Annotated in this window: 25 protein-coding genes; 15 read left to right on the top strand and 10 right to left on the bottom strand. The window is 72.8% G+C overall.

Annotation, left to right across the window (positions count from 1 at the left end; genetic code table 11):
* Positions 1–48 precede the first annotated feature (48 nt).
* Positions 49–831: an ABC transporter ATP-binding protein gene (locus ACESM1_RS19060; protein ID WP_372622781.1), complete on the bottom strand. Its 783-nt coding sequence runs from the start codon at positions 829–831 to the stop codon at positions 49–51.
* Positions 832–963: 132 nt separating this feature from the next.
* On the opposite strand from ACESM1_RS19060, the gene ACESM1_RS19055 reads away from it, so the two are divergent.
* Positions 964–1,458, top strand: coding sequence for a molybdopterin-dependent oxidoreductase (locus ACESM1_RS19055; RefSeq protein WP_372622779.1), 495 nt, complete (start codon positions 964–966; stop codon positions 1,456–1,458).
* A gap of 9 nt (positions 1,459–1,467) precedes the next feature.
* Complete coding sequence (locus ACESM1_RS19050) at positions 1,468–3,789, top strand: putative bifunctional diguanylate cyclase/phosphodiesterase (protein ID WP_372622777.1); 2,322 nt, start codon at positions 1,468–1,470, stop codon at positions 3,787–3,789.
* A gap of 12 nt (positions 3,790–3,801) precedes the next feature.
* Here ACESM1_RS19050 and ACESM1_RS19045 read toward each other — a convergent pair whose 3' ends face one another.
* Positions 3,802–4,962: an EAL domain-containing protein gene (locus ACESM1_RS19045; protein ID WP_372622775.1), complete on the bottom strand. Its 1,161-nt coding sequence runs from the start codon at positions 4,960–4,962 to the stop codon at positions 3,802–3,804.
* On the bottom strand, positions 4,959–6,056 hold the full coding sequence (locus tag ACESM1_RS19040; protein ID WP_372622773.1) for a hypothetical protein: 1,098 nt from the start codon (positions 6,054–6,056) through the stop codon (positions 4,959–4,961). Before ACESM1_RS19040 ends, ACESM1_RS19045 begins: the two co-directional genes overlap by 4 nt.
* Before the next feature lie 106 nt (positions 6,057–6,162).
* Between ACESM1_RS19040 and ACESM1_RS19035 the strand changes: the two genes are divergently transcribed.
* Both ACESM1_RS19035 and rfaE1 read left to right on the top strand, forming a co-directional pair.
* Complete coding sequence (locus tag ACESM1_RS19035) at positions 6,163–6,834, top strand: metallophosphoesterase (RefSeq protein WP_372622771.1); 672 nt, start codon at positions 6,163–6,165, stop codon at positions 6,832–6,834.
* A gap of 89 nt (positions 6,835–6,923) precedes the next feature.
* The gene (rfaE1, locus tag ACESM1_RS19030; protein WP_372622769.1) at positions 6,924–8,384 is read left to right on the top strand and encodes a D-glycero-beta-D-manno-heptose-7-phosphate kinase; all 1,461 of its coding nucleotides are present in this window, start codon (positions 6,924–6,926) and stop codon (positions 8,382–8,384) included.
* Between the two features lie 352 nt (positions 8,385–8,736).
* Here rfaE1 and ACESM1_RS19025 read toward each other — a convergent pair whose 3' ends face one another.
* The gene (locus tag ACESM1_RS19025; protein WP_372622768.1) at positions 8,737–9,225 is read right to left on the bottom strand and encodes an MmcB family DNA repair protein; all 489 of its coding nucleotides are present in this window, start codon (positions 9,223–9,225) and stop codon (positions 8,737–8,739) included.
* Positions 9,226–9,318: 93 nt separating this feature from the next.
* Here ACESM1_RS19025 and ACESM1_RS19020 point away from each other — a divergent pair, with 93 nt between their 5' ends.
* Both ACESM1_RS19020 and ACESM1_RS19015 read left to right on the top strand, forming a co-directional pair.
* Positions 9,319–9,741, top strand: a complete 423-nt coding sequence (locus ACESM1_RS19020) for an Rrf2 family transcriptional regulator (protein ID WP_372622766.1) — start codon at positions 9,319–9,321, stop codon at positions 9,739–9,741.
* A gap of 212 nt (positions 9,742–9,953) precedes the next feature.
* Complete coding sequence (locus tag ACESM1_RS19015) at positions 9,954–10,343, top strand: hypothetical protein (protein WP_372622764.1); 390 nt, start codon at positions 9,954–9,956, stop codon at positions 10,341–10,343.
* An 86-nt stretch (positions 10,344–10,429) separates the two neighbouring features.
* Here the strand turns inward: ACESM1_RS19015 and ACESM1_RS19010 are convergent, their stop codons facing one another.
* From ACESM1_RS19010 to ACESM1_RS19000, 3 genes are all read right to left on the bottom strand, one after another.
* Positions 10,430–10,951 carry a GNAT family N-acetyltransferase gene (locus ACESM1_RS19010; RefSeq protein ID WP_372622762.1) on the bottom strand — a complete coding sequence of 174 codons (522 nt, stop codon included), beginning with the start codon at positions 10,949–10,951 and terminating at the stop codon, positions 10,430–10,432.
* Between the two features lie 183 nt (positions 10,952–11,134).
* Complete coding sequence (locus ACESM1_RS19005; RefSeq protein WP_372622760.1) at positions 11,135–12,331, bottom strand: amidase; 1,197 nt, start codon at positions 12,329–12,331, stop codon at positions 11,135–11,137.
* A gap of 126 nt (positions 12,332–12,457) precedes the next feature.
* Positions 12,458–13,159, bottom strand: a complete 702-nt coding sequence (locus tag ACESM1_RS19000; protein ID WP_372622758.1) for a GNAT family N-acetyltransferase — start codon at positions 13,157–13,159, stop codon at positions 12,458–12,460.
* Positions 13,160–13,277: 118 nt separating this feature from the next.
* Between ACESM1_RS19000 and ACESM1_RS18995 the strand changes: the two genes are divergently transcribed.
* From ACESM1_RS18995 to ACESM1_RS18975, 5 genes are all read left to right on the top strand, one after another.
* Positions 13,278–14,090 carry a ferredoxin--NADP reductase gene (locus ACESM1_RS18995; protein ID WP_372622756.1) on the top strand — a complete coding sequence of 271 codons (813 nt, stop codon included), beginning with the start codon at positions 13,278–13,280 and terminating at the stop codon, positions 14,088–14,090.
* A gap of 121 nt (positions 14,091–14,211) precedes the next feature.
* Entirely contained in the window at positions 14,212–15,330 is a 1,119-nt protein-coding gene (locus ACESM1_RS18990; RefSeq protein ID WP_372622754.1) for a TRAP transporter substrate-binding protein, read from the top strand.
* 79 nt (positions 15,331–15,409) lie between these two features.
* A complete protein-coding gene (locus ACESM1_RS18985) occupies positions 15,410–16,012 on the top strand; it encodes a TRAP transporter small permease subunit (RefSeq protein WP_372622752.1) in 603 nt (200 codons plus the stop codon).
* Positions 16,009–17,424: a TRAP transporter large permease subunit gene (locus tag ACESM1_RS18980; RefSeq protein ID WP_372622751.1), complete on the top strand. Its 1,416-nt coding sequence runs from the start codon at positions 16,009–16,011 to the stop codon at positions 17,422–17,424. The genes ACESM1_RS18985 and ACESM1_RS18980 overlap by 4 nt, the downstream gene beginning before the upstream one ends.
* Positions 17,424–18,125, top strand: a complete 702-nt coding sequence (locus ACESM1_RS18975) for a hypothetical protein (RefSeq protein WP_372622749.1) — start codon at positions 17,424–17,426, stop codon at positions 18,123–18,125. Before ACESM1_RS18980 ends, ACESM1_RS18975 begins: the two co-directional genes overlap by 1 nt.
* Positions 18,126–18,138: 13 nt before the next feature.
* On the opposite strand, the gene ACESM1_RS18970 is transcribed toward ACESM1_RS18975, so the two are convergent.
* Both ACESM1_RS18970 and ACESM1_RS18965 read right to left on the bottom strand, forming a co-directional pair.
* On the bottom strand, positions 18,139–20,160 hold the full coding sequence (locus tag ACESM1_RS18970; RefSeq protein WP_372622747.1) for a BTAD domain-containing putative transcriptional regulator: 2,022 nt from the start codon (positions 20,158–20,160) through the stop codon (positions 18,139–18,141).
* Between the two features lie 85 nt (positions 20,161–20,245).
* Positions 20,246–20,512, bottom strand: a complete 267-nt coding sequence (locus ACESM1_RS18965) for a hypothetical protein (RefSeq protein WP_372622746.1) — start codon at positions 20,510–20,512, stop codon at positions 20,246–20,248.
* A gap of 225 nt (positions 20,513–20,737) precedes the next feature.
* Here ACESM1_RS18965 and ACESM1_RS18960 point away from each other — a divergent pair, with 225 nt between their 5' ends.
* Positions 20,738–20,989, top strand: coding sequence for a hypothetical protein (locus ACESM1_RS18960; protein WP_372622744.1), 252 nt, complete (start codon positions 20,738–20,740; stop codon positions 20,987–20,989).
* Between the two features lie 142 nt (positions 20,990–21,131).
* Positions 21,132–21,914 carry a DUF6065 family protein gene (locus ACESM1_RS18955; RefSeq protein WP_372622742.1) on the top strand — a complete coding sequence of 261 codons (783 nt, stop codon included), beginning with the start codon at positions 21,132–21,134 and terminating at the stop codon, positions 21,912–21,914.
* A 10-nt stretch (positions 21,915–21,924) separates the two neighbouring features.
* Here ACESM1_RS18955 and ACESM1_RS18950 read toward each other — a convergent pair whose 3' ends face one another.
* The gene (locus ACESM1_RS18950) at positions 21,925–22,461 is read right to left on the bottom strand and encodes a ferritin-like domain-containing protein (protein ID WP_372622741.1); all 537 of its coding nucleotides are present in this window, start codon (positions 22,459–22,461) and stop codon (positions 21,925–21,927) included.
* Positions 22,462–22,628: 167 nt separating this feature from the next.
* On the opposite strand from ACESM1_RS18950, the gene alaS reads away from it, so the two are divergent.
* The gene (gene alaS, locus ACESM1_RS18945; RefSeq protein WP_372622739.1) at positions 22,629–25,289 is read left to right on the top strand and encodes an alanine--tRNA ligase; all 2,661 of its coding nucleotides are present in this window, start codon (positions 22,629–22,631) and stop codon (positions 25,287–25,289) included.
* Positions 25,286–25,906 carry a hypothetical protein gene (locus ACESM1_RS18940; protein WP_372622738.1) on the top strand — a complete coding sequence of 207 codons (621 nt, stop codon included), beginning with the start codon at positions 25,286–25,288 and terminating at the stop codon, positions 25,904–25,906. Before alaS ends, ACESM1_RS18940 begins: the two co-directional genes overlap by 4 nt.
* The last annotated feature ends 6 nt before the right edge of the window (positions 25,907–25,912 follow it).

The following is a 25,912-nucleotide window of genomic DNA, read 5'->3' as shown; positions in this document are numbered from 1 at the left end:
CTCGCGCCAGAACTTCGATCCAACCCGAAAAGCCGCTTGACTGGCGCATTACGCAGCCGTCTCCACTTTCCGACGGTCGCGCGCGATGTCGAGGAACACCTCCTCCAGGTCGTCGCGGCCGTAGCGCGCCAGCAGCTCCGCCGGGCTGCCGCGGTCCACCGCGCGCCCGGCCTTGAGCATCAGCACATGATCGCAGAGGCGCTCCACCTCCGCCATGTTGTGCGAGGCGAGCAGGATCGCGCAGCCCGTCTCGGCGCGGTAGCGCTCCAGCCAGCTGCGCACCCAGTCGCCGGTGTCGGGGTCGAGGCTGGCGGTGGGTTCGTCGAGCAGCAGCAGCTCCGGCGTGTTGATCAGCGCCTTGGCCAGCGCCACGCGGGTCTTCTGCCCGGCCGAGAGCTCGCCCGCCGGGCGGTCCAGCAGTTCCGTCAGGTGCAGCTGCCCGGCGAGGTCCGCGATCCGCCGCCCGGCGCGCGGCACGCCGTAGAGATGCGCGTAGACGCGCAGGTTCTCCGCCACGCTCAGCCGCTGCGGCAGCGCGACATAGGGCGAGGAGAAATTCATCCGCGCCAGCGCCGCGAAACGGTCGGTCGCCATGTCGTGGCCGAGCGCGGTGATGCGCCCGGACGTCGGCACCAGCAGGCCGAGGAGCATGCCGATCGTGGTCGTTTTGCCCGCCCCGTTGCCGCCCAGCAGGCCCCAGGTGGCGCCGCGCGGCATGGTGAAGTCGAGCGACTCCACCGCCGGCGCGGCATCGGGGCGGTAGCGCTTGGTCAGCGCCTCCACGCGCAGCGCGGGGAGGTCGGGGGCGCGCGGCGCGGAGAGTTCGTCCATCGGCACCGCATATGCGGCCCCGGCCCCCCGCGGCAACCGCGCAGGGGCATCGGGTAACGCTTCCTTCAGCGGCAGGCCGCGAAAAACCCAACCGACAGGCCGCCCGCCGGCCGCGTGATCGGGATCCGGACCATGCTGCGACGCCACCTCGCCCTGCTGCCCCTGATCGCCCTCGCCGCGCCTGCTCTCGCCCAGGCCCCTGGCGGCCGCGAGGTGCTGCGCGTGACCGGCCGGCTCGCCGAGCCCTACCGTGCGGGCGGCGCGCGCTTCGATCTCGCCGCGCTTGAGGCGCTCGGGCGGCGCGAGCTGCGCACCCGCACTGCCTGGACCGGGCCGCAGCCGCAGCGTTTCGCCGGCGTTCCGCTGGCGCGCGTGATGGAGGCGGTCGGCGCCGAGGGGCCGCAGCTGCGCGGCGTGGCGCTGAACGACTACGCGATCCGTGCGCCGCTGGCAGAGCTGCTGCGCGACGGCGCCTTCCTCGCCACGCGGCAGGACGACGAGCCGCTGCGCATCCGCGACCGCGGGCCGGTCTGGATGATCTTTCCCTGGTCGCAGCGGCCGGAGCTGGATGTCGCCACCATCCGCGAACGCGCGATCTGGCAGCTGCGCCGTCTCGAGGTGGGCTGAACCGGGCTGATGCATCGCGGGCAGTTCCGTGTCCGTGCGCGGCTGTCGTTGCTCGCGGCCGCTGCCGTGTTGCTGGTCGGCTCGGTGGGCGTCGCGCTGCACCACGCGGCGGGGCAGTACCGGTTGGAGACGCAGAGCCATCGCATCTCGGTCTGGTATGCCAGCCAGGCGCTGGTCGAGTTGCACCGCCTTCGCAGCGCCATGCTGCTGCTGCCCGAGGTGGAGGATGTGGCGGCGCACGAGCAGTTGATCGAGCGTTACGAGATCCTGCTCAGCCGCGTCGCCCTGCTCAGCCCGGAGAATGCCGAGGCGACGGAGGCGGTGCACCGCCAGCTCGACACCGTCGAGGGCCTGCTCGAGATGCTGGAGGGCACCGAGCCGGACCTGCTGGTCTACCGACCGGGCGATGTCGCCATCGGCGCGCGGATCCGCGCCGTGCTCGATGCGGCGGAGGAGCAGCTCACCACGCTTAACCTGGAATTGCACCATGAGCGCGCCGCGGCGCTGACCACCGTGCGGGCCAGCGCCTCGCGGCTCAGCGCCGTGCTGCTCGCCTGCTTCCTCGGCATCCTGCTCTCGGCCGGAATGATGATCGCCCTGCTGCGCCGCGGCATGCGGCAGGCGGTCGAGACCGAGCGGACGCTGCGCGTGCTGGTGGAGGCCTTGCCCGTGGCGGTGGCCGCGCTCGACCCGGAGGGGCGGCTGGTGCTGGCCAACGGCGCCGCGCGGCGGCTCTACGATCTTCCGGCCGCGGATGCGGAGCTGCTCGGCCGGCACGCCGACGAAGTGGGCGATCTCGGCTGGCTCGCGGACGCCGCCGCCGCCGTGCTCGCCGAGCGCCACCCGCTCCGGGCCGAGCAGCGCGAGGTGACCGCGGCCGACGGCGCCCGGCGCACCCTGATCACCACCGCCGCGCCGGTTCTGGCCAAGCGCGGCGAGGTGGTGCGGGTGGTCTCGGTCGGCCTCGATGTCAGCGAGCAGCGCGAGGCCGATGCGCGGATCCGCTACCTGGCCGAGCATGATGCGCTGACCGCCCTGCCCAACCGCCTGCTGTTCGCCGAGCGGCTGCGCGCCACGCTGGCGCCGGGCAAGCCGGCGCGCATCGCGGCGGTGCACTGCCTCGACCTCGACGACTTCAAGGGGGTGAACGACAGCCTGGGCCATCCGGTGGGCGACCAGCTGCTGGTCGCGGCCGCCGCGCGCATGGCCGCCGTGCTGCGCGAGGGCGATCTGCTGGCGCGGCTCGGCGGCGACGAGTTCGCGGTGATCCAGCCCGACATCGCCGACCTCGAGGAGGCCGAGCGCACCGCCGAGCGACTGGTCGAGGTGATGTCCACCCCGTTCCGCATCCAGGGCTTCACGCTGCGCTCCGGCGCCTCCGTCGGCACCGCGGTGGCCCCGCTGCATGGCCGCACGGCGGATGAGCTGCTGCAACGCGCCGACATCGCGCTCTACCGCGCCAAGGCCGGCGGGCGCGGGCGCAGCGTGGTGTTCTCGGCGGAACAGGAAACCCGCCTGGTGGAGCGCCGCCGGCTGGAGGAGGACCTGCACCGGGCGATGGCGGAGCATCAGTTCACCGTCGTCTACCAGCCGAAGTTCCGTGTCGCCGATGGCGCGATGGCCGGGGCGGAGGCGCTGCTGCGCTGGCGCCACCCCGAGCGCGGCTGGATCCCGCCCAGCCTGTTCATCCCGATCGCCGAGGAGACCGGCCTGATCCGCCCGCTGACCCGCTTCGTGCTGGAGACCGCCTGCCGGCAGGCCATGGCCTGGCGTGCGGAGGGGCTGCATGTGCCGGTCGCGGTCAACCTCTCCGCCGGCGAGTTCCGCGCCGGGCAGGGGGTGGCGATGGTCGAGCATGCGCTGACCGCGACCGGCGCGGATCCGCGCCTGCTCGAGGTGGAGCTGACCGAGGGCATCTTCCTGCGCAATGCCGATGCGGCCGCCGAGGAGGTCGCCGCGATGCGCCGCCGCGGGGTGCGCGTCTCGCTCGACGACTTCGGCACCGGCTATTCCTCGCTCGGCTACCTGCAGCACCTGCGCTTCGACGTGATCAAGGTGGACCGCCAGTTCGTGGACCGCATCGAGGAGCCTGGGCCGAGCCGGCACATCGTGGATGCGGTGCTGCGGCTGGCGCACGGCCTCTCGGCCATGGTGGTCGCCGAAGGGGTGGAGACGCAGGGCCAGTTGCGCGTGCTGGCCGAACTCGGCTGCGACGTGGCGCAGGGCTTCCTGCTCAGCCGCCCGGTCGCGCCCGAACTGGTGGCGGAGCTGGCGCGGAAGGCGGATGCCGGCGCCCGGGGCGGGGCCGGGCGGTTGCCGGCCGCCGCCTGAGCGGCGCGCAGGTCAAAGCCCGCGCCGCCGCTTCTCCACCAGCGGCCCCTGGAACAGCCGGATGCCGGCCTCCCACCCCCAGGCGATGGCGGCGGGGCGGTCCACCCCGGTCAGCACCACGCTGTCGGGATCGGCCTCCAGCAGCCGGAGGAGGGCGGGCGGCGCCGCGGCGGGCAGGCCGGTGTCCCAGCGCAGGCGCAGGAGGTCCAGTCCAAGCCGCTCGGGCGGCAGCAGCGGCAGCAGGCCGGCGGCGGCATCGTCCAGCGCCAGCCGGATGCCGCGCGCGCGCAGCGCCGGCGCCATCCGCAGGGCGGCGGCAGGGTCGGCCAGCAGCTCCGCCGGCCGCAGCGCCACCACCACCTCGGCGCGGCGACCGGTCGGGAGGGCCTCGGCGAAGCGGGCGAAGGCGGGGCTTTCCACCGTGGCGGGCGCCAGCGGCAGCCCGATCGGTCGCCAGCCGAGCTGCGCCGCCGGCCGCGCCAGCTCCGCCAGCATCCGCGCCTCCGCCAGCCGCGCGAGGCGGCGCAACAGCCCCGGCGTGGCGGCCAGGTCGCGGCCCGGCAGCACGGCGGCGGCCAGCGCCGGCCAGGCGATCCGCCGATCCTCCCAGGCGGTCTCGACGGCGCCGCTCTCCGGATCGAGCCGGCAGACCTGCTGCGCCAGCGTCACCGGCTCCAGGTCCGCGGAGGCGAGGGCGCGCTCCGCCGCCGCCAGGTCGGCGCTGCCGAGCGCCTGGCAGGCCGGCAGCGCGGCCGTCGCGGCGGAGGCCACGGGTTCCAGCCCGAGGCTCTCCGCGGTGGCGCTGAGCAGCCGCGCCGCCTCCTCCGGCAGGCGGAGCCGGCGCACCGCGCTGCCCGAGGCGGCGTCGAGGCTGCGCAGCAGCGCGGCATGCGCCTCCTGCAGGTCCGGTGCCGGCACGCGGGAGACCGCCACCAGGTCGCCGTTCGGCAGGTCGAAGATGCGGGTGCGGGCGGCGGCGAGCGAGGCTTCCAGCGCATCGCGCAGCAGCCGGCGGTGGTGCGGACGGCGCATCGCGGGCGCCAGCTCGCCGAGCCTGAGATGCAGCACCTCGCGCGCCGCATCGGCGGCGACGCTCTCGCGCACCAGGGCGGACAGCTCCACCGCATCGCTTGTGCCGGCGCGGCGGCCGGCGAGCCGGGCGAACAGGTTCACGATGCCGGCGCCTCGATGAGGGAGATGCCGAGCGCGGTGGCGAAGCCGATCGCCGCCTCCGTCCCGGCGCCGGCCAGCACCAGCCGTGCAGGGTCCAGCTCGCGCAGCGCGGCCAGTGCGGCCGGCTCGGCCAGGGCCGGCGACCAGTGCAGGCGAAGCAGGCTCGCGGGCAGGGACGCGGGCGAGAGCAGCGCGAGCGAAGCGGCGTCCAGCCCGTCGAGTTCCAGCGCGATCCCGGCGGCCTGCAGCGCCGCCTCGCGGGCCGCGAGCGCCGGTGGATCGGCCAGGGCGGCCAGGGGCAGGGTGGCGACCAGCCGTCCGGGCGGCGCCGGCGGGCCGGCTCCGCCTTCGGCCAGGAGTTCGGGGAGCGGCAGGTGCAGCCGCGGCGGCCGCGCGGGGCCGAGCAGCTTGCGTGCCTCCGCCGGGTCGGCCAGCGCCGCCAGCAGCCGCAGCGAGATGCGGTGCACCGCGTGGTCCAGCAGGTCGGCATCGCTGCCGAGCGCGCCGAGCAGGGTGGCGATCTCCGCCCGCCCCGCCTCCAGCCGCAGGAAGGCGGGACGCAGCGATCCATCGGTGACCAGGACCCCGGTGGTCCGCCGCACTGCGCGGGCGAGCGGCAGGCTGTCGAGGAAGCCGTCCAGCCCGGCAAGCCCGGGTCCGTCCGCCAGCTTCTCCGGCGCGGCGAGGCCGCCGCCGGCGGCATAGGCGAGCAGCGCGGCGCGGTCGCGTTCCAGCGAGAAGAGCTGGCTGGCGGCCGGTCCGACCAGGCGTTCCAGCAGGGCGCGAAGCCGCTCGGCGCGGGCGGCGGCGGCGCCGACCAGCAGCAGGTCGCCGCCCGGCCCGTCCACCACCTGCCCACCGGCGACCAGTGCGCCCTCCTGCAACAGCGCGCGGGCAACCCGGCGACGATGCGGCGCCGGCTCCTCGATCCGCAGCACCACGCCGCCGGCCTTCTGCCGGATCGCCTGGCGCAGCGCGCGATGGAGCGCGCCTTCGACCGCGCCCTCGGCCGCGGCGGGCGCCGGTGGCGGCATCGGGCGGATGCCGGCCCGCTGGCTGGTCCCCTGGGGGGCGGAAAGCTGTGTGCCGGGCATGTGTCTCCCGCCGGGCCCGGCGGGTGGCGACGTCTTGCCGCGGGCACGCTACGTTGCCTCCGCGATGCTTGCCGAATCCTTATCCCCCGGCTGGTTGCCGGACGGGGTGCGTGTCTATGCCGTCGGCGACAGCCATGGCTGCGCCCGGCGGCTGGCCGCGCTGCACGCCGAGATCGCCGCCCATGCCGCGGCCAGCCCCGCCGCGCGGCTGCTGCTGGTGCATCTCGGCGACTATGTGGACCGCGGGCCGGACAGCGCCGGGGTCCTGGCGATGTTGCGCGGCCCCTCGCCTCTGCCGGGGGCGGCGGTCGTCAACCTGATCGGCAACCACGAGCAGATGATGCTCGCCGCGCTGGACCCGCGCGCCGACGCGGATGTGGTTGGCTTCTGGCTCGACAATGGCGGCGGCGCGACGCTCGAGAGCTATGGCGCTGACGAGCACGATCTCGGCAGCTGGGATGCGGTGCCGGAGGCCGACATGGCCCTGCTGCGCCGGCTGCGGCCGAGCCTGGCGCTGGGCGGCTACTTCTTCGCCCATGCCGGGGTGCGGCCGGACCTGCCGCTGGACCGGCAGGACCCGATGGACCTTGCCTGGATCCGCGAGCCCTTCCTCTCGTGGCGGGGGCGCCTGCCGGCAGTGGTGGTGCACGGCCACACCCCCGCCGACGGGCCGGAGGTGCTGCCGCATCGGATCGGCATCGATACCGGCGCGGTGTTCGGCGGCCCCTTGACCTGCGCGGTGCTGGAGGGTGAGCGCGTGGGCTTCCTGTTCGCATGAAAGGCCATGAAAGCCGCCTTGCCTTGCGCCGCAATGGCCGGCTGGGCTAGGGCGTTAACATGCAAGGCCCCGCGCCCGCCGACCGCCCGATGCCCGAGATCCCCGTCGCGGAGCTCGCCGATGCGGTCCGCCAGCTTCGCCGCGCCTCCGTGCTGGTGGTGGGCGACGCGATGCTCGACCGCTACGTCTATGGGCGCGTGCAGCGCGTCAGCCCGGAAGCGCCCGTCGCCGTCATCGCGGTGGAGCGCGAGGTGGCGATGCCGGGGGGCGCGGGCAACGTGGTGCGCAACCTCACGGCACTGGGCGCGGCGGTGGCCTTCGTCTCGGTGGTCGGCGACGACCAGGCGGGCAGCGACCTCACCGGGCTGATCGGCGGCCAGCCGAATGTCGAGCCGTGGCTGCTGGTGCAGGGCGGCCGCGCCACCACGACCAAGACACGCTTCATCGCCGCCGGCCAGCAATTGCTGCGCGCCGACCACGAGCAGCCGGCCCCGATCCACGAGCGCCTGGCGGAGCGGATGGTGCGCATCGCGGCGGATGCGGTGGCGGCGACCACGGTGATGGTGCTGTCGGACTACCAGAAGGGCGTGCTGAGCGGCGACACCTGCCAGCGCCTGATCGCCGCCGCCCATGCCGCCGGGCGGCGGGTGGTGGTGGACCCGAAGGGCGCCGACTACGGCCGCTATGCCGGCGCCGACCTGATCACGCCGAATCGCGCCGAGCTGGCGCTGGCCACCGGCCGCAAGCTGGACGACGACGCGGCGCTGGTCGAGGCGGCGCAGGCGCTGCTCGCGGCACATGGCTTCGGCGCCATCCTGGTGACCCGCAGCGAGGACGGGATGACACTGGTGGAGGCCGATGCCGTCCGCCACTTCCCGGCCGAGGCGCCGGAGGTGCACGACGTCTCGGGCGCCGGCGACACGGTGGTGGCGGTGGCCGCCGCCGGGCTGGCAGCCGGGCTCGCCGTGCCGGTGGCGGCGCGGCTGGCCAACATCGCGGCCGGCATCGTGGTCGGCAAGATCGGCACCGCGGTGGCGCGCGAGAGCGACCTGCTGGAGGCGCTGACGCCCGAGCGCGGCGCGTTGCGCAAGGTGGTCGGCCGCGCCCAGGCGGCGGAGCAGGTGGAGCGCTGGCGGCGCCGCGGCTGGCGCATCGGCTTCACCAATGGCTGCTTCGACCTGCTGCATCCCGGCCATGTGCACCTGCTGGAACAGGCGCGCGGCTGGTGCGACCGGCTGGTGGTGGGGCTGAACTCGGATGCCTCGGTGAAGCGGCTGAAGGGCGAGTCGCGGCCGATCCAGGGCGAGGCGGCGCGCGCGGCGGTGCTGGCCAGCCTCGCCTCGGTGGACCTGGTGACCGTGTTCGAGGAGGACACGCCGGTCGATCTGATCCGCCTGCTGCGGCCCGATGTGCTGGTGAAGGGCGCCGACTATGCGCTCGGCCAGGTGGTCGGCGGCGACCTGCTGCCGGAATGGGGCGGCACGGTGAAGCTCGCGGAGTTGCTGCCGGGCCAGAGCACCAGCGCGACAGTCGCCCGGATCAAGGGCTGACCCAAGGGGATTGCGTGAGCCGTGGGCGTACCGCGGCGGGCATCACCCGGCGCGGCACCCGTCCTCGCCATGGTGGTATCCCGTCCGTCATCGAAACAATAATGCGATGAAACGGGGTTGGTTACTTCCTATCCCATTATCTTCTTGTTCCATTATATTGATATCATTGAGATAAGCACCGCTAATTCTGCTGATGTGCTATAGCGCATTCGTTCGCGAGGTCGTATGCACTTGGCGACATTGCGAGAGGCGTGGCATGGCGGGCTGTAACGCTGCAGGCATCTTCGGCAGGTTCTTCCGGTCCACGGGGGTCGTGGCGAGCGGCCCCGCACGGTGCGCGCGTGCCGCGCGGCTACTCGACCCGCAGCGCCGCGCGGAGTTCAGCGAGCCCGACCGGGTCTTGCAGCGCCGCGAGGCGCCCAGCGGCGGTCACGGCGTAACGATGCAGCAGCGCCTTGCGGCGGGCGGCCGCCAGGGCATGCGACGGCGCCTCCCGCAACAGATGCGCATCGGGGCCATCGGTCACCAGCAACCCGACCTCGCCGGGAATGATCTCCTGCGGGAAATCCAGATCCACCGCGAAGTAGAGGCGGTCGCAGAAGTCGCGATACTCGGGCCATTTGGAATCGGTCAGGAAATCCCGGGCGCAGGACTTGACCTCGATGACCACGAACCCGCCATCGGGCTGCAGCGCGAGTATGTCGGCGCGGCGGCCGTTCGGCAGCGGCATCTCGGTCACCGGCGCCCAGCCGCGCAGCGCGCAGAAGCGCGCCGCGGCGCGGCAGACGCCCAGCGTGCGGGCAGCGGGCGGTGGCGAGAAGGCGGCGGACATAGGCCTCATGTTCGCGCTCCGTTCGCGGGATCGTCAAGCCCGGCCGCCTCGGCATGCGACCGGGCGCGGAACCGCTGCCCGCAGCGCGCGTGAACCTTCGTCATGGTCGCCACCCGCTTCGCCGTCGCCATCCACATCCTGCTGCTGCTGGCCAACGAGCCCGGGGGCCAGGCAACCAGCGGCCGGATCGCAGAGAGCGTCGGGACGAACCCGGTCGTGATCCGCCGGCTTGCCGGGCAGCTCGCCCGCGCCGGCCTGCTGCGGATCCGCCGCGGTCCCGGCGGCGCCGAGCTGGCACGGCCGCCGGAGGCCATAACGCTGGCCGATGTCTGGGCCGCCATGCGCCGGTCGGGCCTGCCCCTGCTGCCCACCCATCGCGGCCCGCAGCGCGGCGGCGATGCGCTTGGCCGTGCCGTGCCGGGGCTGCTGCGCGCGACGCTCGATGAGGCGGAGCGGGCGATGGAGCAGCGCCTGGCGCAGACCACGCTGCGCGACTTGCAGGAGCAGCTTGCGGCCGCCGGCTGACAGTTTCCTGATGGGGCCAGGGCCAGCGTGCGCCTGATCTGAACCGGGCTGCGCTCCCGCTGGTCGTCTGCGGCTCCGATTGACGCCTCCGGGCGAATCCGCGCCGCGGCGATCTGCTCCAGGCAACCGGGGGCGCCGGTGCGGACTTTTCCATTGTATGCCGCGTGGCGCCGCCGCCATGCTGGAGCGGTCCCGAAACCTGGAGCCGGCCAATGGATCCGCTGGAGATCGTGACAGACCGCTGCATCCGTCGCGGGCTCGGCTTCGCCGGGCTGGCTGTCGGGATGGTGATGCTCGCGCTCTCCTTCGACCTGCCGCTGGCGCTCCGCGCGGGGGCGAGCCTGGTGGCGCTGACCGTGGTGGCGATGCTGCTCGCCGCCTGGCACGCGCCGCGCCGCGACATGCGTCACAGCGAGGTCTGGCTCACCCTCAACGACCTGGTGCCGGAACTGGTGCGCCAACGCCCGAAGCAGGAGGTGCAGCAGCATCTGCGGCGGATGATGCGCCGCCGCCTGGTCTGGCATGCCGAACGCGTCAGCCTGCTCTCGATCGGGCTGTGGGGCCTCGCGCTGCTGGTGATCGCGCTGCGCGCCCTCTTCTGAGGCCCCAATCGCCGTGCGCCCCTCGCGGCGGAGCCGCAAGCCGCTCGCCCGGCTCCGCGCGGGCCGCATTCGCGGCCTCGCCCGCCTCAATCCGGCAGGCTGCGGTCGCCCTCGCCGAGGCTGTGCTGCATCAGCATCACATCCACCCAGGCCCCGAACTTCAGCCCGACCGCCTTCAGCACCCCCGCCTGGCGGAAGCCGAGCGAGACGTGCAGGCCGATCGAGCCGACATTCTCCGCATCGCCGATCACCGCCAGCATCTGCCGGAAGCCGGCCGCCGTCGCACGGTCGAGCAGCGCCTGCACCAGCGCCTTGCCGACGCCCTGCCCGCGCACGTCGTCGCGCACATAGATCGCGTTCTCCGCGCAATGCCGATAGCCGGAGCGCTCGAGGAACTGCGTGTAGTAGGCATAGCCGAGCAGCGTGCCGTCCGGCGCCTCGGCCACCAGCCAGGCCCAGCCGCGCTCCTGCACGCGCGCCAGGCGCTCGGTCATCTCCGCCTCGGTCGGCGGCACCTCCTCGAAGGTGCCGGTGCCGTGCAGCACGTGATGCGCGTAGATCGCGGTCAGCGCAGGGATGTCGGCGGCGGTGGCGTCGCGGATCAGCATGGTGCGCCGCTTAATGCGCCGCCCGCGGCGCCGCAAGTTGCCGATTGATGCGCCTGGCCCGCGATCGCCCTGGGTGTGCAGGCCGCAGGCGGGCACGCCAGGGCGCGAATCGCCGGCTCGAAAGGGCTGGACCCGAGCTGCCAGGACACGGTCCGGGCAACTCGGGTCTAGCCGCGCCGGCCTTCACGCGCCGAGCCGCAACTCCGCAGCCACCTCCTCGGCCAGCGCCAGCAGCGCCCGGTCGCGCCCCGGCGCCGCCACCAGCGACAGGCCGACCGGCGCGCCCTCGGCCTTGGCCGCCGGCAGACTCACCTCGCAGAGGCCGCCGAGGCCGGCGATCGCCGTCACGCCCATGGTGCGCTCCCGCACCGCCTGCTGTCCCTCCGGGGGCGTGTCGAGGCGGGGGGCCGCGACCGGCGAGGTCGGGTAGGCCAGCACCGCCCCGCCGGCGAGCAGCGCGCGCACCCGGCTGCGGAACGCCGCGCCGATGCGCCGGGCCTCGGCGGCGCGGGCCGGCTCCACCGCCTTGGCCGCCGCGAAGCGCTCGCCGACGCCGGGGCCGAAGGCCGGACGCGTGGCCTCGATCCAGGAGCCGAGGCTCGTCCAGGCCTCCTGCGCCTGCGCCAGGCGGAAATTCTCGTAGAGCTGGTCGAGCGTCTCGGGCACCAGGTTGACCGGCAGCGCCGGGCCGAGCAGCCGCTCCACGGCGCCGAGCGTGCCGGCCAGCGCCGCCGCAGTGGCGGGCACCGCGTTCATCCAGGCTTCCTGCACGCGCAGCAGCGGGCCGAGCCGGTCCTCGCCGCCCGGCGGCAGCACCACGCCGCCGACCTGCCGCAGCACCGTGGCGCTGCGCGCGAACCACCCCGCGACATCGAAGGAGGGGCCGAGCGGGCAGGCGCCGGTCAGGCTGACCGCGCCCCAGGAGGGGCGGATGCCGAAGATGCCGCAGTAGGAGGCGGGGATCCGCACCGAGCCGCCGGTGTCGGAGCCGAGCGCGAAATCCACCAGCCCCGCCGCCACCGCCGCCGCCGAGCCGCAGGAGGAGCCGCCGGGGAAGCGGTCCGGCGCGGCCGGGTTGGTCGGCGTGCCGTGCCAGACATTCTCGCCGGTCAGGCCATAGGCCAGCTCGACCGTCCTGGTCTTGCCGCGCAGGGTCGCCCCGGCCTGGAGCAGCGCCAGGATCACCGGCGCGGTGCCGGCGGCCGGCGGGTGGGTCCGCGCCCAATCGGGGTTGCCGTAGGTGGTCGGCACGCCGGCGACGTCGAACAGGTCCTTCACCGCGAAGTCGAGCCCGGCGAGCGGGCCCTCCAGGGCGCCGGGCACTTCCGCTCTGGGCCCCGGCACGAAGGCGCCGACCCGGTCCTCGATCACGCCAGCCATATTCGCGATGTCCCCGATCGTCCCGTTGGATCACGCAAGCATGGAAACCCTGCGGCAGGTGGCCGCGAAAGACAACGGTCACGCTTCCGCCCAGTATGCTCGAACCCGGTATGCTCGAACGGCCGCTCAGCCCTCCGCCGCCAGCCCGGCGGTCGCCGCCGAGAGCGAGCTGCGTGGCGCGCCCTGGTGGTCCCAGTTGCCGTCGTCGAGCCATGCGGCGATGGCGTCCCGCCTTGCGGGCCATTCGCTGTCCAGGATCGAGAAGAACGCGGTATCGCGGCGGCGGCCCTTCACCACCAGATGTGCACGGAGCACGCCCTCGAACACGAAGCCCAGACGGGCGGCGGCGGTGCGGGAAGGTGCGTTCAGCGCGTTGCATTTCCACACCAGGCGCCGGTAGCCGAGGTCGTCCATCGCATGGCGCATCAGCAGGAACATCGCCTCGGTGGCCGCGCGGGTCCGCTGCAACCGTGGAGAGAACCATATATGGCCGATCTCGATCGCAGCGTTGGCGGGCTGGATCTCCATCAGGGTCAGCCAGCCCTCGATCCGCCCGGAGCGGTGCGGGCGGACCGCCCAGGCCATGGGGTCGTGCTGCGCGGCGAAGCCGGCCACGTGGCGGCGCATCGCGGCGGCATCGGCGAAGGGGCCATAGCCCATGTAGGCCCAGGAATGGCCGGCGGCGTCCGCCTGCGCGGCCTGCCAGAGGTCCTCCGCATGGCGCACGGCCAGCGGTTCGAGGTCCACCGCGGCGCCGCGATGCGGCACGCGGGCGGGGAGGGGGCGCGGGGTGGTGTCCACCTCCGGCCCGACGGGCGGTTTGTCCATGGCTCGACTTCCGGGTTGCGCGCCGGAAGCATGGCGCAGTCGCGCGGGTTGCGCCATCGCAAGGCGGCGCCAGCTTCCGCGTTGCAGCATCGGCCCCGCTGACGCATTTAGGATGCCCATGAGCACCTCCGCTTCCGAGATCGCCGCGACCGTGACGGCGCCCCCTGGCTTCTTCCTGGAGCGGGTCCTGACGGTGCATCACTGGACCGACCGGCTGTTCTCCTTCACCTGCACGCGCGACGCGCATTTCCGGTTTGGCGCCGGCCAGTTCGCCATGATCGGCCTTGTGGTGGACGGCAAGCCGCTGGTCCGCGCCTATTCCATGGTCAGCCCGCCCTGGGAGGAGCAGCTGGAATTCCTCTCCATCAAGGTGCAGCACGGACCGCTGACCTCGCGCCTGCAGCACATCAGGCCGGGCGACGGGGTGCTGATCGGCAGGAAGGCCACCGGCACGCTGGTGCCGGACAACCTGATACCGGGCGGCGTGCTGTGGCTGTTCGCCACCGGCACCGGCCTCGCCCCCTTCATGAGCCTGATCCGCGACCCTGAGACCTATGACCGGTTCGAGCGGGTGGTCCTGGTGCACACCGTCCGGGAGGTGGCCGAACTTGCCTATCGCGAGACGATCGAGGGCCTGCCCGGCCATGAGCTGCTCGGAGAGGTGGTGGCCGGCAAGCTGACCTACTGGCCCAGCGTGACGCGGGAGCCCTTCGCCACCACCGACCGGATCACCACCCTGATCCAATCCGGGCGGCTGACGGATCGCTTCGGCCTGCCGCCGCTCTCGCCGGAGCGGGACCGGGCAATGCTCTGCGGCTCCGAGTCCATGAACAGCGATGTCAGGTCATTGCTCGAACAACGGGGGTTTGTTGAGGGATCAAATAGCAACCCCGGAAGTTACGTGGTCGAGAAGGCCTTCGTCACGAAGTAGTCCCCGGCAGACCGGAAGAACCACCGACCATTGCGCAAGGCTGAAAGCCCCCGTAATTGACTCCCCGGACCAACCTGGCATCCCGCGCGACGCCGCGGGCGCCCCGTCTGGGAGGAAACGTATGAGCGAGTCGAAGACGCCCGCCGGTCGGCGCGGCCTTTTGAAGGCTGCCGCAGTTGGCGCCGCGGGCACGGCAGTGCTGGCCACCCCGAATGTCAGCCGTGCGCAGACCGTTACCTGGCGCTTTCAGTCCACCTGGCCGGCGCGCGACATCTTCCATGAGTTCGCCAGCGACTATGCCACCCGCGTCAACGCGATGGCGGGCGGGCGTCTGCGCATGGAACTTCTGCCGGCCGGCGCGGTGGTGGGTGCATTCCAGCTGATCGACGCGGTCAGCGCCGGCACGCTCGATGGCGGCCACGGCGTCTCGGCCTACTGGTTCGGCAAGAACAAGGCGTTCAGCCTGTTCGGCACCCCGCCGGCCTGGTTCTACGACGCCAATTCCTATCTCGCCTGGTTCTACTACGGTGGCGGCGAGGCGCTGTACAACGAGCTGATCAGCGACATCCTGCGGGTGAACGTGGTCGGCTTCCAGACCGGCCCGATGCCCACCCAGCCGCTCGGCTGGTTCAAGAACCCGATCACCAGCGCCGAGCAGCTGCGCGGCCTGCGCTACCGCACGGTGGGCCTGGCGACCGACCTGTTCAACTCCATGGGCGCGGCGGTCACCGCGCTGCCGGGCGGCGAGATCGTGCCGGCGCTGGAGCGCGGCGTGATCGACGGCGCCGAGTTCAACAACCCGTCCTCCGACCGCGTGCTCGGCTTCCCGGACGTGGCGAAGAACTTCATGCTGCAGTCCTACCACCAGAACACCGAGACCTTCGAGGTCCTGTTCAACAAGCCGAAATACGATGCGCTGCCGGCCGAGCTGAAGGCGATCCTGCGGCACTCCGCCGAGGCCGCCTCGGCCGACATGTCGTGGAAGCAGCAGCTGCGCTATCCGAACGACCTGCAGGCGATGGCCTCGACGCAGGGCGTCAACGTCGCGGTCACCCCGCGCCCCATCCTGGAAGCGCAGCTGCGCGCCTGGGACGGCGTGCTGCGCAACCTGGAGACCGATCCCTTCTTCAAGAAGGTGACCGACAGCCAGCGCGCATGGTGCCGCCGGGTCAGCGCCTTCTACCTGCGCTACCAGGCCAGTTCGGCGCTGGCCTTCAACCACTTCTTCGCGCGCGGCTGAGGCGCGCCGGCTTGGCGGCGCCTGCCCCGGGGGACCGGGGCAGGCGCCGTCGCGTATCCGGGTGGGGAGGCGTGACCCGATGGGCCTGCAATCCTGGCTGTTGGCGGCCGACCGGCTGAGTGCGGCGGTCGGCAAGCTCTTCGGCTGGTGCATCCTGCTGCTGACGATCGTGATCTGCTACGAGGTGGTGCTGCGCTACTGGTTCCGCGCGCCGACCACCTGGGCCTTCGACGTCTCCTACATGCTCTACGGCACGCTGTTCATGTGCGCGGGCGCCTACACGCTCTCGCGCAACGGGCATGTGCGCGCCGACTTCCTCTACCGGGTCATGCCGGTGCGGGTGCAGGGCGGCGCGGATTTCGCGCTCTACCTGCTGTTCTACTTCCCGGCGATGCTCGCGCTGGTCTGGTTCGGCTGGGACTTCTTCCTGCAATCCTACCACCAGAACGAGCGCTCCGGCTTCAGCCCGGTCGGGCCCTTCGTCTGGCCGTTCAAGTTCGCCATCCCCGCCGTCGGCGTGCTGATGCTCATCCAGGGCGCCGCCGAGGCCGCGCGCTGCCTCCTCGCGCTGCGCGACGGGAAATGGCCGCCGCGACTCAGCGACGTGCAGGAGATGGAGGAGGTCGCCCTGCAGCGCGCGGCCGAGCTGCATGGCGCCGCGCCGCAGGAAGCCCATCGATGAGCGATCCCGTCCTCGGCATGGTGATGCTGGGCAGCTTCATCCTGGTGATCCTGCTCGGCTTCCCGGTCGCCTTCACGCTGATGGCGATGGGCATCGGCTTCGGCTACCTCTCGCTCGAGATGCGCGTCTTCGACCTGCTGGTGCAGCGCACCTATGCGGTGATGGCCAACGACGTCCTGATCTCGGTGCCGCTGTTCATCTTCATGGGCTACGTGATCGAGCGGGCGAACATCCTCGATCGCCTGTTCCGCGCCTTGCAGATGGCGTCGGGCGGGCTGCCGGGCGCGCTCGCCGTGGCCACGCTGATCACCTGTGCGCTGTTCGCCACCGCCACCGGCATCGTCGGCGCGGTGGTGACGCTGATGGGGCTGCTTGCCTTCCCGGCCATGCTGCGTGCCGGCTACGATGCCCGCCTGGCGGCCGGCGTGGTCTGCGCCGGCGGCTGCCTCGGCATCCTGATCCCGCCCTCCATCATGTTCATCCTCTACGGCGCGACCACCGGCACCTCGGTGGCCCGGCTCTATGCCGCTGCGTTCTTCCCCGGCGCGATGCTGGCGGGGCTTTATCTGCTCTACGTCGTGGTCCTGGCGACGCTGCGCCCTTCGATGGCGCCGAAGCTGCCGCCGGAGGAGCGCAACGTCCCGGTGCTGACGGTGATCACGGCGGTGATGACCTCCTTCGTGCCGCTCGCCGCGCTGATCATGATGGTGCTCGGCGCCATCCTGCTCGGCCTGGCGACGCCGTCCGAGGCGGCGGCGATGGGGTCTGCCGGCTCGATCCTGCTCGCCGTCCTCTACCGCGCCTTCACGCTGGAGAAGCTGAAGGAGAGCGTGTTCCTCACCGCGCGCACCACGGCGATGGTGTGCTGGCTGTTCGTCGGCGCCTACATCTTCACCTCGGTGTTCGGCTATCTCGGCGGGCATCATGTGGTGGAGAAGTGGTTCGTCGAGGATCTCAGCCTCTCGCCGGTCACCTTCCTGATCGTGACGCAGGTGATCATCTTCATCCTCGGCTGGCCGCTCGACTGGTCGGAGATCGTGCTGATCTTCGTGCCGATCTTCCTGCCGCTGCTGGACACCTTCGGCGTGGACCCGATCTTCTTCGGCGTGCTGGTGGGCCTCAACCTGCAGACCAGCTTCATGACGCCGCCGGTGGCGATGGCGGCCTACTACCTGAAGGGCGTGGCGCCGCCGCAGGTGCGCCTCGGCGAGATCTTCGTCGGCTGCCTGCCCTTCGTCGGCATCGTCATCCTGGCGATGGTGCTGCTCTACATCTTCCCGGAGATCGCGACCGGGCTGCCCTCCTACCTCTACGACACGCCGGTGAGCGGGCAGGGCGGCGGCAATGTCCTGGAGGTGCCGCAGGGCGGCTTCATGGAGGATGAAGCCGTGCAACTCCCGCCGCTGAACTGATGGCGCCGTTCGACGCGGAGGCCGCGGCGCGCTGGTTCGCCGAGGCGATGGAGACGGGCAACCCGCTGGCACCGCTGCCGCTTGGGCTCGCCCCGCGCGACGCCGACGAGGCCGCCGCCATCGCCGCGGCGACGCTCGATTCGCTCGGCATCGTCCCTTGCGGGCTGCGCCTGCTGCGCCGGCCTGGCGCGGCCGCATTGGCGGGGCCGATGATCGAAGGCCGGCTGCTGGCGTCCGGCGCCCCCGTGGCGCTCGGCGCCCTGCGTCATCCGCTGGTCACCGCGGCGGTGGTCGGCGTGCTGGCCGAGGCGCTGGACCCCGACGCGCAGGCGCCCCCGGTCCTGGCGCGGCTGCATCCCGCGCTCGACATCGCCGCGACCCGCTTCACCACGCCGCCCGAGGAGGATGCGGTGCTGGCCGCCGACCTCGCGCGGCTCGGCCTGGTGGTGGCGGGGAAGGGCATGGCCGTAGCGCCGGGCGAGGTCAAGGTGTCGCTCGGCGCCAAGGGATCGCGGCCGCGCGGCATGGCGACCGACCTCGCCGCCGCCTTCGCCGAGGCCGCCGCCGCGGCGCGCGCCTGGGGCGGGCTGCCCGCGGGGGCGCTGCTGGTGGTGGCGGGGCTCACGCCACCGGTCGCGGCCGAGGGCACGCTGCGTGCGACACTCGGGCCGCTCGGCGGCGTGGAGGCGGTGTTCGGGTAGCGGGCGCAGGCCGCTACGCCACCCCGGCCAGTTGCAGGCCCATCTCGTAATGCGTGCGGTCATCCGCCCGCGCCATCGGGTTGCGCTGCGTCGCGCGGTCCAGCGTGAAGTCGGGCTCGATCATTGCCAGCCGCGCCCGCAGCGCCGCGGCTTCCGCCGTCGCCCCGAGATGGCCGAGCGCGCTCAGGGTGAACTTGTAGGGATAGCTCATGCCCGGCCGCAGCGAGATCGCCGCGCGGCCGACTTCCGCCGCTTCCTCGTGGCGATGCAGCAGCAGCAGCGGAATGCCGCGCGCGGCGTCGAAGAAGAAGGCGTGCGGATGCAAGGGCGAGAGCTGCTTGTAGCGGTCCAGCCGCTCCAGCGCGCGGCGGTGCTCGCCGATGTAGCTCTCGGTCATGCCGGAGAAGACCCAGGCCATCGCCAGGTTCGGATTGAGCGCCAGCGCACGCTCATGCAGCCCGCGCGCCTCGCGCAGCGCGTGGTGCAGGAAGGCGCGGACATGGCCGTAGACGGTGAGCGCATGCGCATCCTGCGGATCGAGCGCGACGGCGCGCTGCGCCAGGCGCTCGGCCTCGGCGAAGGATTGCGCATTGCGGGCCCAGCCCTGGCCGACCAGGAACAGGTGCCAATAGGCGTGCCAGGCGAAGGCGGGGGCGTAGTCAGGCTCGAGCGCCGTGGCGCGGGACAGCAGGCGCCCGGCCTCGAGGAAGCCGTCCGGGTCCAGCCGGTGCAGCGCCGGGACCGCGCGCAGCAGCAGGTCGTAGCCGGTGGCGCCGATGCTGCGCCGCGTGGCGGCGCGCTCGGCCTCGATCAGCAGGATCTCCGGGTCGATCCGCGCCACCAGCTCCGCCGCGGTCTGGTCCTGCAGGGCCAGCATGTCGCCGCTTTCGCTCTCGAAGCGCTGGCTCCACACGATGGTCGCCGGCGGCCGCAGGTCGGTGAGCTGCAGGGAGACGCGCACGCGGGCGCCGGCGCGCTGCACCGTGCCGGAGAGCAGGAAGTCGAGCCCCAGCTCCTGCGCCGCCGAGGTCTCGCCGCGCTGCGCCGTGGCGGTGGCGAGCGAGGCGCTGTCGGCGACGAACAGCCAGCGGAAGCGGGCCAGCGCGGTGGCGATCTCCTCGGAGAGTCCGGCGGCGAGATGCGGTTCGGTCTCGGCGCCGAGGGTGCGGAGCGGCAGCACGCCGAGCCTTGCGCCGCGCGTGGCCGCATGCGGGGCCGGGGGCGGGGAGGGTCCGGGTGCCTCCGCGCTCGGCACGGCGCCCCCCGCGCGGAGGGCGCGGGCAAGGCTCTCGGTTTCCGGCGACGGCGCGACGCCGAAGCGCGTGGTCAGCAGGTCACGGCACCTCTCATAGGCCGCCAGTGCCGCGCCGCGGTCGCCGAGCTCGGATTGCGCGCGGATCAGCGCCCGCCAGGCGCCCTCATGCGCCGGCTCGATCTCGATCAGGCGGCGGGCGGCGGCGATGGCGGCGCGGGGATCGGCGGCGCCGGCCAGCAGTCCGGCGGCCCGCGCCGCCGCGGCGTCCTGCAGGCGGCGGCGCTGTTCCGCCAGCCAGGCATCGAAAGCGTCGTCGAGCCCGTCGAGATCGGCGAGCAGCACCCCGGTGAACAGCGAGAGCGTCTCCGGCTGGCCGGCGCTGGCGCGCAGCACCTCCACCGCATCGGTCCAGACCAGGCCGGCGCGCAGCGCGACCGAGTCACGGGTCGGCAGCAGCAGCGGCGGGCCGACGGGTGCCAGCGCCTCGGTCAGCTCGCGCACCGCCTGGCGGAGCGACCCGCGCTGCTGGTCCTCGCCGCGGCGGGACCAGAGCAGCTCCGCCAGCCTGGCCCGCGGCACCGCCTCGCCGGCGGCAAGCGCGAGGATGGCGAGCAGCGCCCTGGTCTTGCGCGAGCGCGGCAGCACCGAGACCGAGGCCAGGCTCCAGGCCTCCATGCGCCCGATCAGGACCAGCCGCAGCCGCGGGGAGGCATCCGGCGGCAGCAGCGCGCCAGCGCGGGTGTTCGGCGACGGGAACTGGCCGGAAAGAGAGCCGCCCATGCGTCCGAGGTAAACGGATTCAACGATGTCGTCACCCGGCAGTGGAATCAGGGCTACGATTGCACGCAGGGCGTGTCGTCTGCGCTCATGACGGCCGCAGAGGCTCCGCCGCCGGGGCGCCGCGCGCCGCATCCGCCTCCGCCACCGCCACGCGCAGGGCATGCGCCGCGCGCTCCATGTAGAAGAGCGCGAAATCGCGGTCGATCGCATCGGCGAGGTGGCGTGGCGCGGCGGCGTCGCCGTTCGCGATGGCGGCCACGCGGTCGCGCTGGCTGAGGAAGCTGCGCGCGGAGTCCAGCACGCGCAGCAAGGCGGCCACGGGCACGTCGGCGGTGGTGATGTTGTCGCTCACCATGGGGCTCTGTCTCGCTCACTGGTTGTTCTGGGCTGCGGCAAGCCTAGGCGGAGTGGCCCACACCCGCGCGTGAGAACGTTGCGGGCAAGCGTTAATTCCGCGTGAACCCGAAGTTCGGAAGGGGAAAGAAAGCTTGAACAAAAACGGAACAAGGAATATGATCCTTACCGCCGGACGACCCCAGCCGGCCGAAAGCCCCCACCTCCGGTCAGGAGACACCGCATGCCGACCATCACCCCCCCGACCCTCTCCCCCCGCGATGTCGCCGATGCGGGCAAGGTGCGCCTCGGCGCCGGCCTGCGCGGCGCGACCCGCCAGCTGCCGATCCTCGCGGCGATGCCCGGGCCGGTCCGCGATGGCGGCAAGCTGCGCCTCGGCGCCGGGCTCAGGGGCGCCGCGACGTCGCGCCCGCTGCCGCAAGCGGTAGCCGACGCCGGCAGGGTGCGCCTCGGCGCCGGCCTGCGCCGGGGCTGATCGCCTTCGAGCCGGCGATTCACGCCCTGGCGTGCCCACCCGCGGTGTGCACGCCAGGGCGATCGCGGGCTGACGGCGCGGGCGGGCGGCCGCCCGTCCGCGCCGGCTTTCCTCACCGCAATCCGGAACGGGAGATCCGGCGATGACCGCAGAGCCGCAGCCGATCGTCACCTTCTATCGCATGGTGGATGCCGCCCCGGCGCCGCGGCGCGCCGACCGCTCGGCGCTCGGCAGCCTGCCCACCCGCGCCTATCGGCACTGCGACGCGGTCACCACCGCCGCCGGCTACGGCTGGTATCTCTACCCGCCCTGCGAATTCGACCTGTTCTGGGATGGCGCGCAGGTGCACTGGACCTGCCCCGGGCTGGAGAGCTGGCTGCCGCTCGGCGCCGCGCAATTCCCGCATTTCAGCGCCCGCTTCGACGCCGCCGCGCCGGAGGCGGTGCGCGAATACGCGCCGCCCTTCCTCACCGCCATCCAGGAGCCGGGCGTGGTGCAGGTCTGGACCGGCTTCGCGGCGCGCACCGCGCCGGGCTGGAGCCTGCTGGTCCGCCCCCTCGCCAACCTGCCGCGGCACCCGGGCTACGAGCCCTATGAAGGCGTGGTGGAGGCCGACCAGTGGTTCGGCCCGCTGTTCAGCAATCTCCGCCTGACCCGCACCGACCAGGCGGTGAGCTTCCGCACCGACGAGCCGTTCCTGCAACTGCAGCCGGTGCCGCAACTCGCCTATGGCGATGCGGTGCTGAACGGCGCGGGGCTGGTCGGCGAGCTGGAGGCATGGCAGGCGGCGGACTGGGCCGCCTACCACGCCGACATCGTGATGCCGAACCGCGACCCCGCGCACCAGGCCGGCCGCTATGCCGCGCAGGTCCGGCGCCGGCGCCGGGGCGGTGGCTGCCCGGTGGCCGCCGCCGCGGGCGCCTGAGCGCGCGTCGTCAGGCCGCGCTGCCCTTGCCTCGCGCGGTGGGGTCGTTCGCCGCCTGGCCGCGCAGCGCCGCCGGGTTCACCTCCTTCTCGGCGAGCTCGGTCAGCGCCTCGTCGGTGTCCTTCTCCTCCTTCAGCGTCTCAGCCAGCAGTGCCGCCGCCTCCTTCATGCCGCAGGCCTTGGCCATCGCGGTGAGGGTGCCGTAGGCGGCGATCTCGTAGTGCTCGACCTTCTGCGCGGCGGCGATCAGCGCGGCGTCGCGCACCGGGCCTTCATCGTGCTCGTCCATGATCTCCTCGGCCTCGGCGATCAGCCCTTCCATCGCCTCGCAATCCTCGCCGTCGGGATCGCAGCCGATCATCTCGGCGACCTTCTCCAGCCGCTCTACCTGGCGCTGCGTCACCGCCAGATGCTCCTCGAAGGCCTTGCGGAGCGACGGCGTGGAGGCGGCGCCGGCCATCTCGGGCAGAGCCTCGAGCAATTGCGTCTCGGCGCTGTAGGTGTCCTGCAGCAACTCGCCCAGCAGCGACTTGAAGTCCTCGGCCATGGTTGCCCTCCCTCCGGGTGCATCGCGGCCGCGACGAGCGGCGGCGGCCGTGGGTTCGGAACGGCCCGGCAGGGTGCGGGGTTCCTGCGCCGGCCCTCGACGGGGGCGGGGCTGCGCGCTAGTGGAGACGGCCTCCCCCGGGCAAGAACCTTCGGCGATCCAAGGCCATGACCAGCAGCAACGACATCCGTGCCACCTTCCTCGACTATTTCCGGCGCAACGGGCACGAGGTGGTGGAAAGCTCGCCGCTGGTGCCGCGCAACGACCCGACGCTGATGTTCGCGAACTCCGGCATGGTGCAGTTCAAGAACGTCTTCACCGGGCAGGAGCGGCGGCCCTACGTGCGCGCGACCACGGCGCAGAAATGCGTGCGCGCCGGGGGCAAGCACAACGACCTCGACAATGTCGGCTACACCGCGCGCCACCACACCTTCTTCGAGATGCTCGGCAATTTCAGCTTCGGCGACTACTTCAAGGAACAGGCCATCCACTACGCCTGGGAGCTGGTGACCAAGGATTTCGGCCTGCCGAAGGACCGCCTGCTGGTCACCGTCTATTCCGAGGATGACGACGCCGCCGCCTACTGGAAGAAGGTCGCGGGTTTGTCCGAAAGCCGCATCATCCGCATCCCGACCAGTGACAATTTCTGGCGCATGGGCGACACCGGCCCCTGCGGCCCCTGCTCCGAGATCTTCTTCGACCACGGCGACAAGATCCCCGGCGGCCCGCCCGGCAGCGACGATGCCGATGGCGACCGCTTCATCGAGATCTGGAACCTGGTCTTCATGCAGTTCGAGGAAGGCCCGCCCGGCACCCGCGTGCCGCTGCCGCGGCCCTCGATCGACACCGGCATGGGCCTGGAGCGCTTCGCCGCCATCCTGCAGGGCAAGCACGACAACTACGACACCGACACGCTGCGCGCCCTGATCCTCGCCAGCGCGGAGGGCACCGGCCAGGATCCGGATGGCAAGTGGCGCATCAGCCACCGCGTCGTCGCCGACCATCTGCGCGCCAGCGCCTTCCTCGTCGCCGACGGCGTGCTGCCTTCCAATGAGGGCCGCGGCTACGTGCTGCGCCGGATCATGCGCCGCGCCATGCGCCACGCGCACATGATGGGCACCCAGGACCCCTTGCTGCACCGCCTGGTCCCCGCCCTGGTCCGCCAGATGGGCGCCGCCTATCCGGAACTGGTCCGCGCCGAGAAGTTGATCACCGAGACGCTGAAGTTGGAGGAAGGCCGCTTCCGCAGCCTCCTCGCGCGCGGGCTCGGCCTTTTGTCCGAGGAAACGGCCAGGCTCGGCGACAAGGGCGTGTTGCCCGGCGAGGTGGCCTTCCGCCTCTACGACACCTATGGCTTCCCGCTCGACCTGACGCAGGACGCGCTGCGCAGCGAGGGCAAGACGGTGGACACCGCCGGCTTCGAGGCGGCGATGGCCGAGCAGAAGAAGCGCGCCCGCGCCGCCTGGGCCGGCTCCGGCGAGGCGGCGACCGAGACGCTGTGGTTCGACCTGAGGGAGAAGCTCGGCGCCTCCGAGTTCTTCGGCTACACCACCGAGACGGCGGAGGGCGAGATCCTCGCCATCGTCCGCGACGGCCAGGTGGTGGAAAGCGCGCCGGTCGGGGCCGAGGTCGCGGTGGTGCTGAACCAGACACCCTTCTACGCCGAGAGCGGCGGCCAGGTCGGCGACACCGGGCTGATCAACGCGGGCGAGGCGTGCCGGATCGTGGTGCGCGACACCCAGAAGAAGCTGGGCGACCTGATCGTGCATCTCGGCATCGTCGCGCATGGCGAGGCAAAGGTCGGGTTGGCGGTGCAGGCCGAGGTGGACCATGCGCGCCGCACCACCATCCGCGCGCACCACTCGGCCACGCACCTGCTGCACGAGGCGCTGCGCCGGCGGCTCGGCACGCATGTCTCGCAGAAGGGGTCTCTCAATGCGCCCGACCGGCTGCGCTTCGACGTCTCCCACAATGCGCCGATGAGCGACGAGGACCTCGCCTGGGTCGAGGCCGAGGTGAATGCCCGCGTGCGCGAGAATGCCGAGGTGGTGACGCGGCTGATGACGCCGGAACAGGCGGTGGCCGCCGGCGCCATGGCGCTGTTCGGCGAGAAATACGGCGAGGAGGTGCGCGTCGTCGGCATGGGCCACGACGAGGCCGCCACCGAGAAGCATGGCGTCTATTCGCTGGAGCTCTGCGGCGGCACCCATGTGCGCCGCACCGGCGATATCGGCCTGTTCCGCATCGTCGCCGAGGCTGCGGTCAGCGCCGGCGTCCGTCGCGTCGAGGCCGTGACCGGCGAGGCCGCGCTGAAGGTGATCGAGGAGCGCGATCGCCAGCTGAACGAGGCGGCGGCGGCGCTCAAGGTGCGGCCGTCCGATTTGTCCGAAAGGATCGCCGCGCTCGTCGAGGAGCGCCGCAAGCTCGAGCGCGAGGTCTCCGACCTTCGCCGGAAGCTCGCCACCGGCGGCGCCGCGGCGAAGGTGGAGACGGTGAACGGGCTGCGCGTGGCGCTGCGCGAGGTCGGCGAGATGCCGGCGCGCGACCTGAAGGGCCTCGCCGAGGCGATCCTCAAGGGCGGCACGGCGGATGTGGTGGCCCTGGTCAGCACCGAGGGCGGCAAGGCGAGCATCGTGGTGGGCCTCGGCGACGAGGCGAAGGGCAAGGCCGATGCCGTCTCCCTGGTGCGCGCCGCGGCGGCCGCGGTCGGCGGCAAGGGCGGCGGCGGCCGGCCGGAGATGGCACAGGCCGGCGGACCGGACGCCGACAAGGCGGCCGAGGCGCTAGCGGCGGTGCGGGAGACCCTGGCGCACGGCGTTCCCGCATGATCCGCGCGGCGGCGCTGGCGCTGCTGGCGGCGATGCCCGCCGGCGCCGACGCCGCCGAGGTCGCGCTCCGTGCGGCGCGGCCCGCCACCTCCCCGCTGCAACTGCACGTCGAGGCGAGGGATGGAAGCTGGCATGTCCGCGTGCTCGACCCCGGCGGCGTGGAGCGCCAGCGCTTCGCGGTCGCCACGGAGGCGCCGGGCATGCCGCCTCGCCTGCTGGATGCGGATGGCGATGGGGCCGCGGATCTCTGGCTCCCGGTGACGGCCGGCACGGCGAACGCGACCTTCGCACTGTGGCGCATGCAGCCGGCACGGGCGCAATTCGTGCCGAGCGGCGAGATCCTCGGCAGCATCTTCACCCTCCATCCGGCGGGCTACCTGGTCGCCACCGCGCGCAGCGGCTGCTGCACCACCGAGCACATCTTCCACCGCTTCGCGCCGGATGGCGTGCTGGCGCGCGCCTTCACCCTGACGCGGCGACGCGGTCCGGCCTTGCCGGCCGCGCAGGCCTGCGCGGCGCAAGCCGGCACCCTGGTCCCGCCCGCCGATCTGGTGCAGCGCCTCTGCGCGCCCGGGGCGGACAGGCCGCTGCCCGGCAAGCGCCTTCCGGTGCATTGAAGGCCC

Origin of the sequence: Falsiroseomonas sp. (assembly GCF_041690465.1) — a bacterium.
Classification (GTDB): Bacteria; Pseudomonadota; Alphaproteobacteria; order Acetobacterales; family Acetobacteraceae; genus Falsiroseomonas.
The sequence above is the reverse complement of the archived record's forward strand: the minus strand, read 5'-3'. Positions and strand labels throughout refer to the sequence as shown.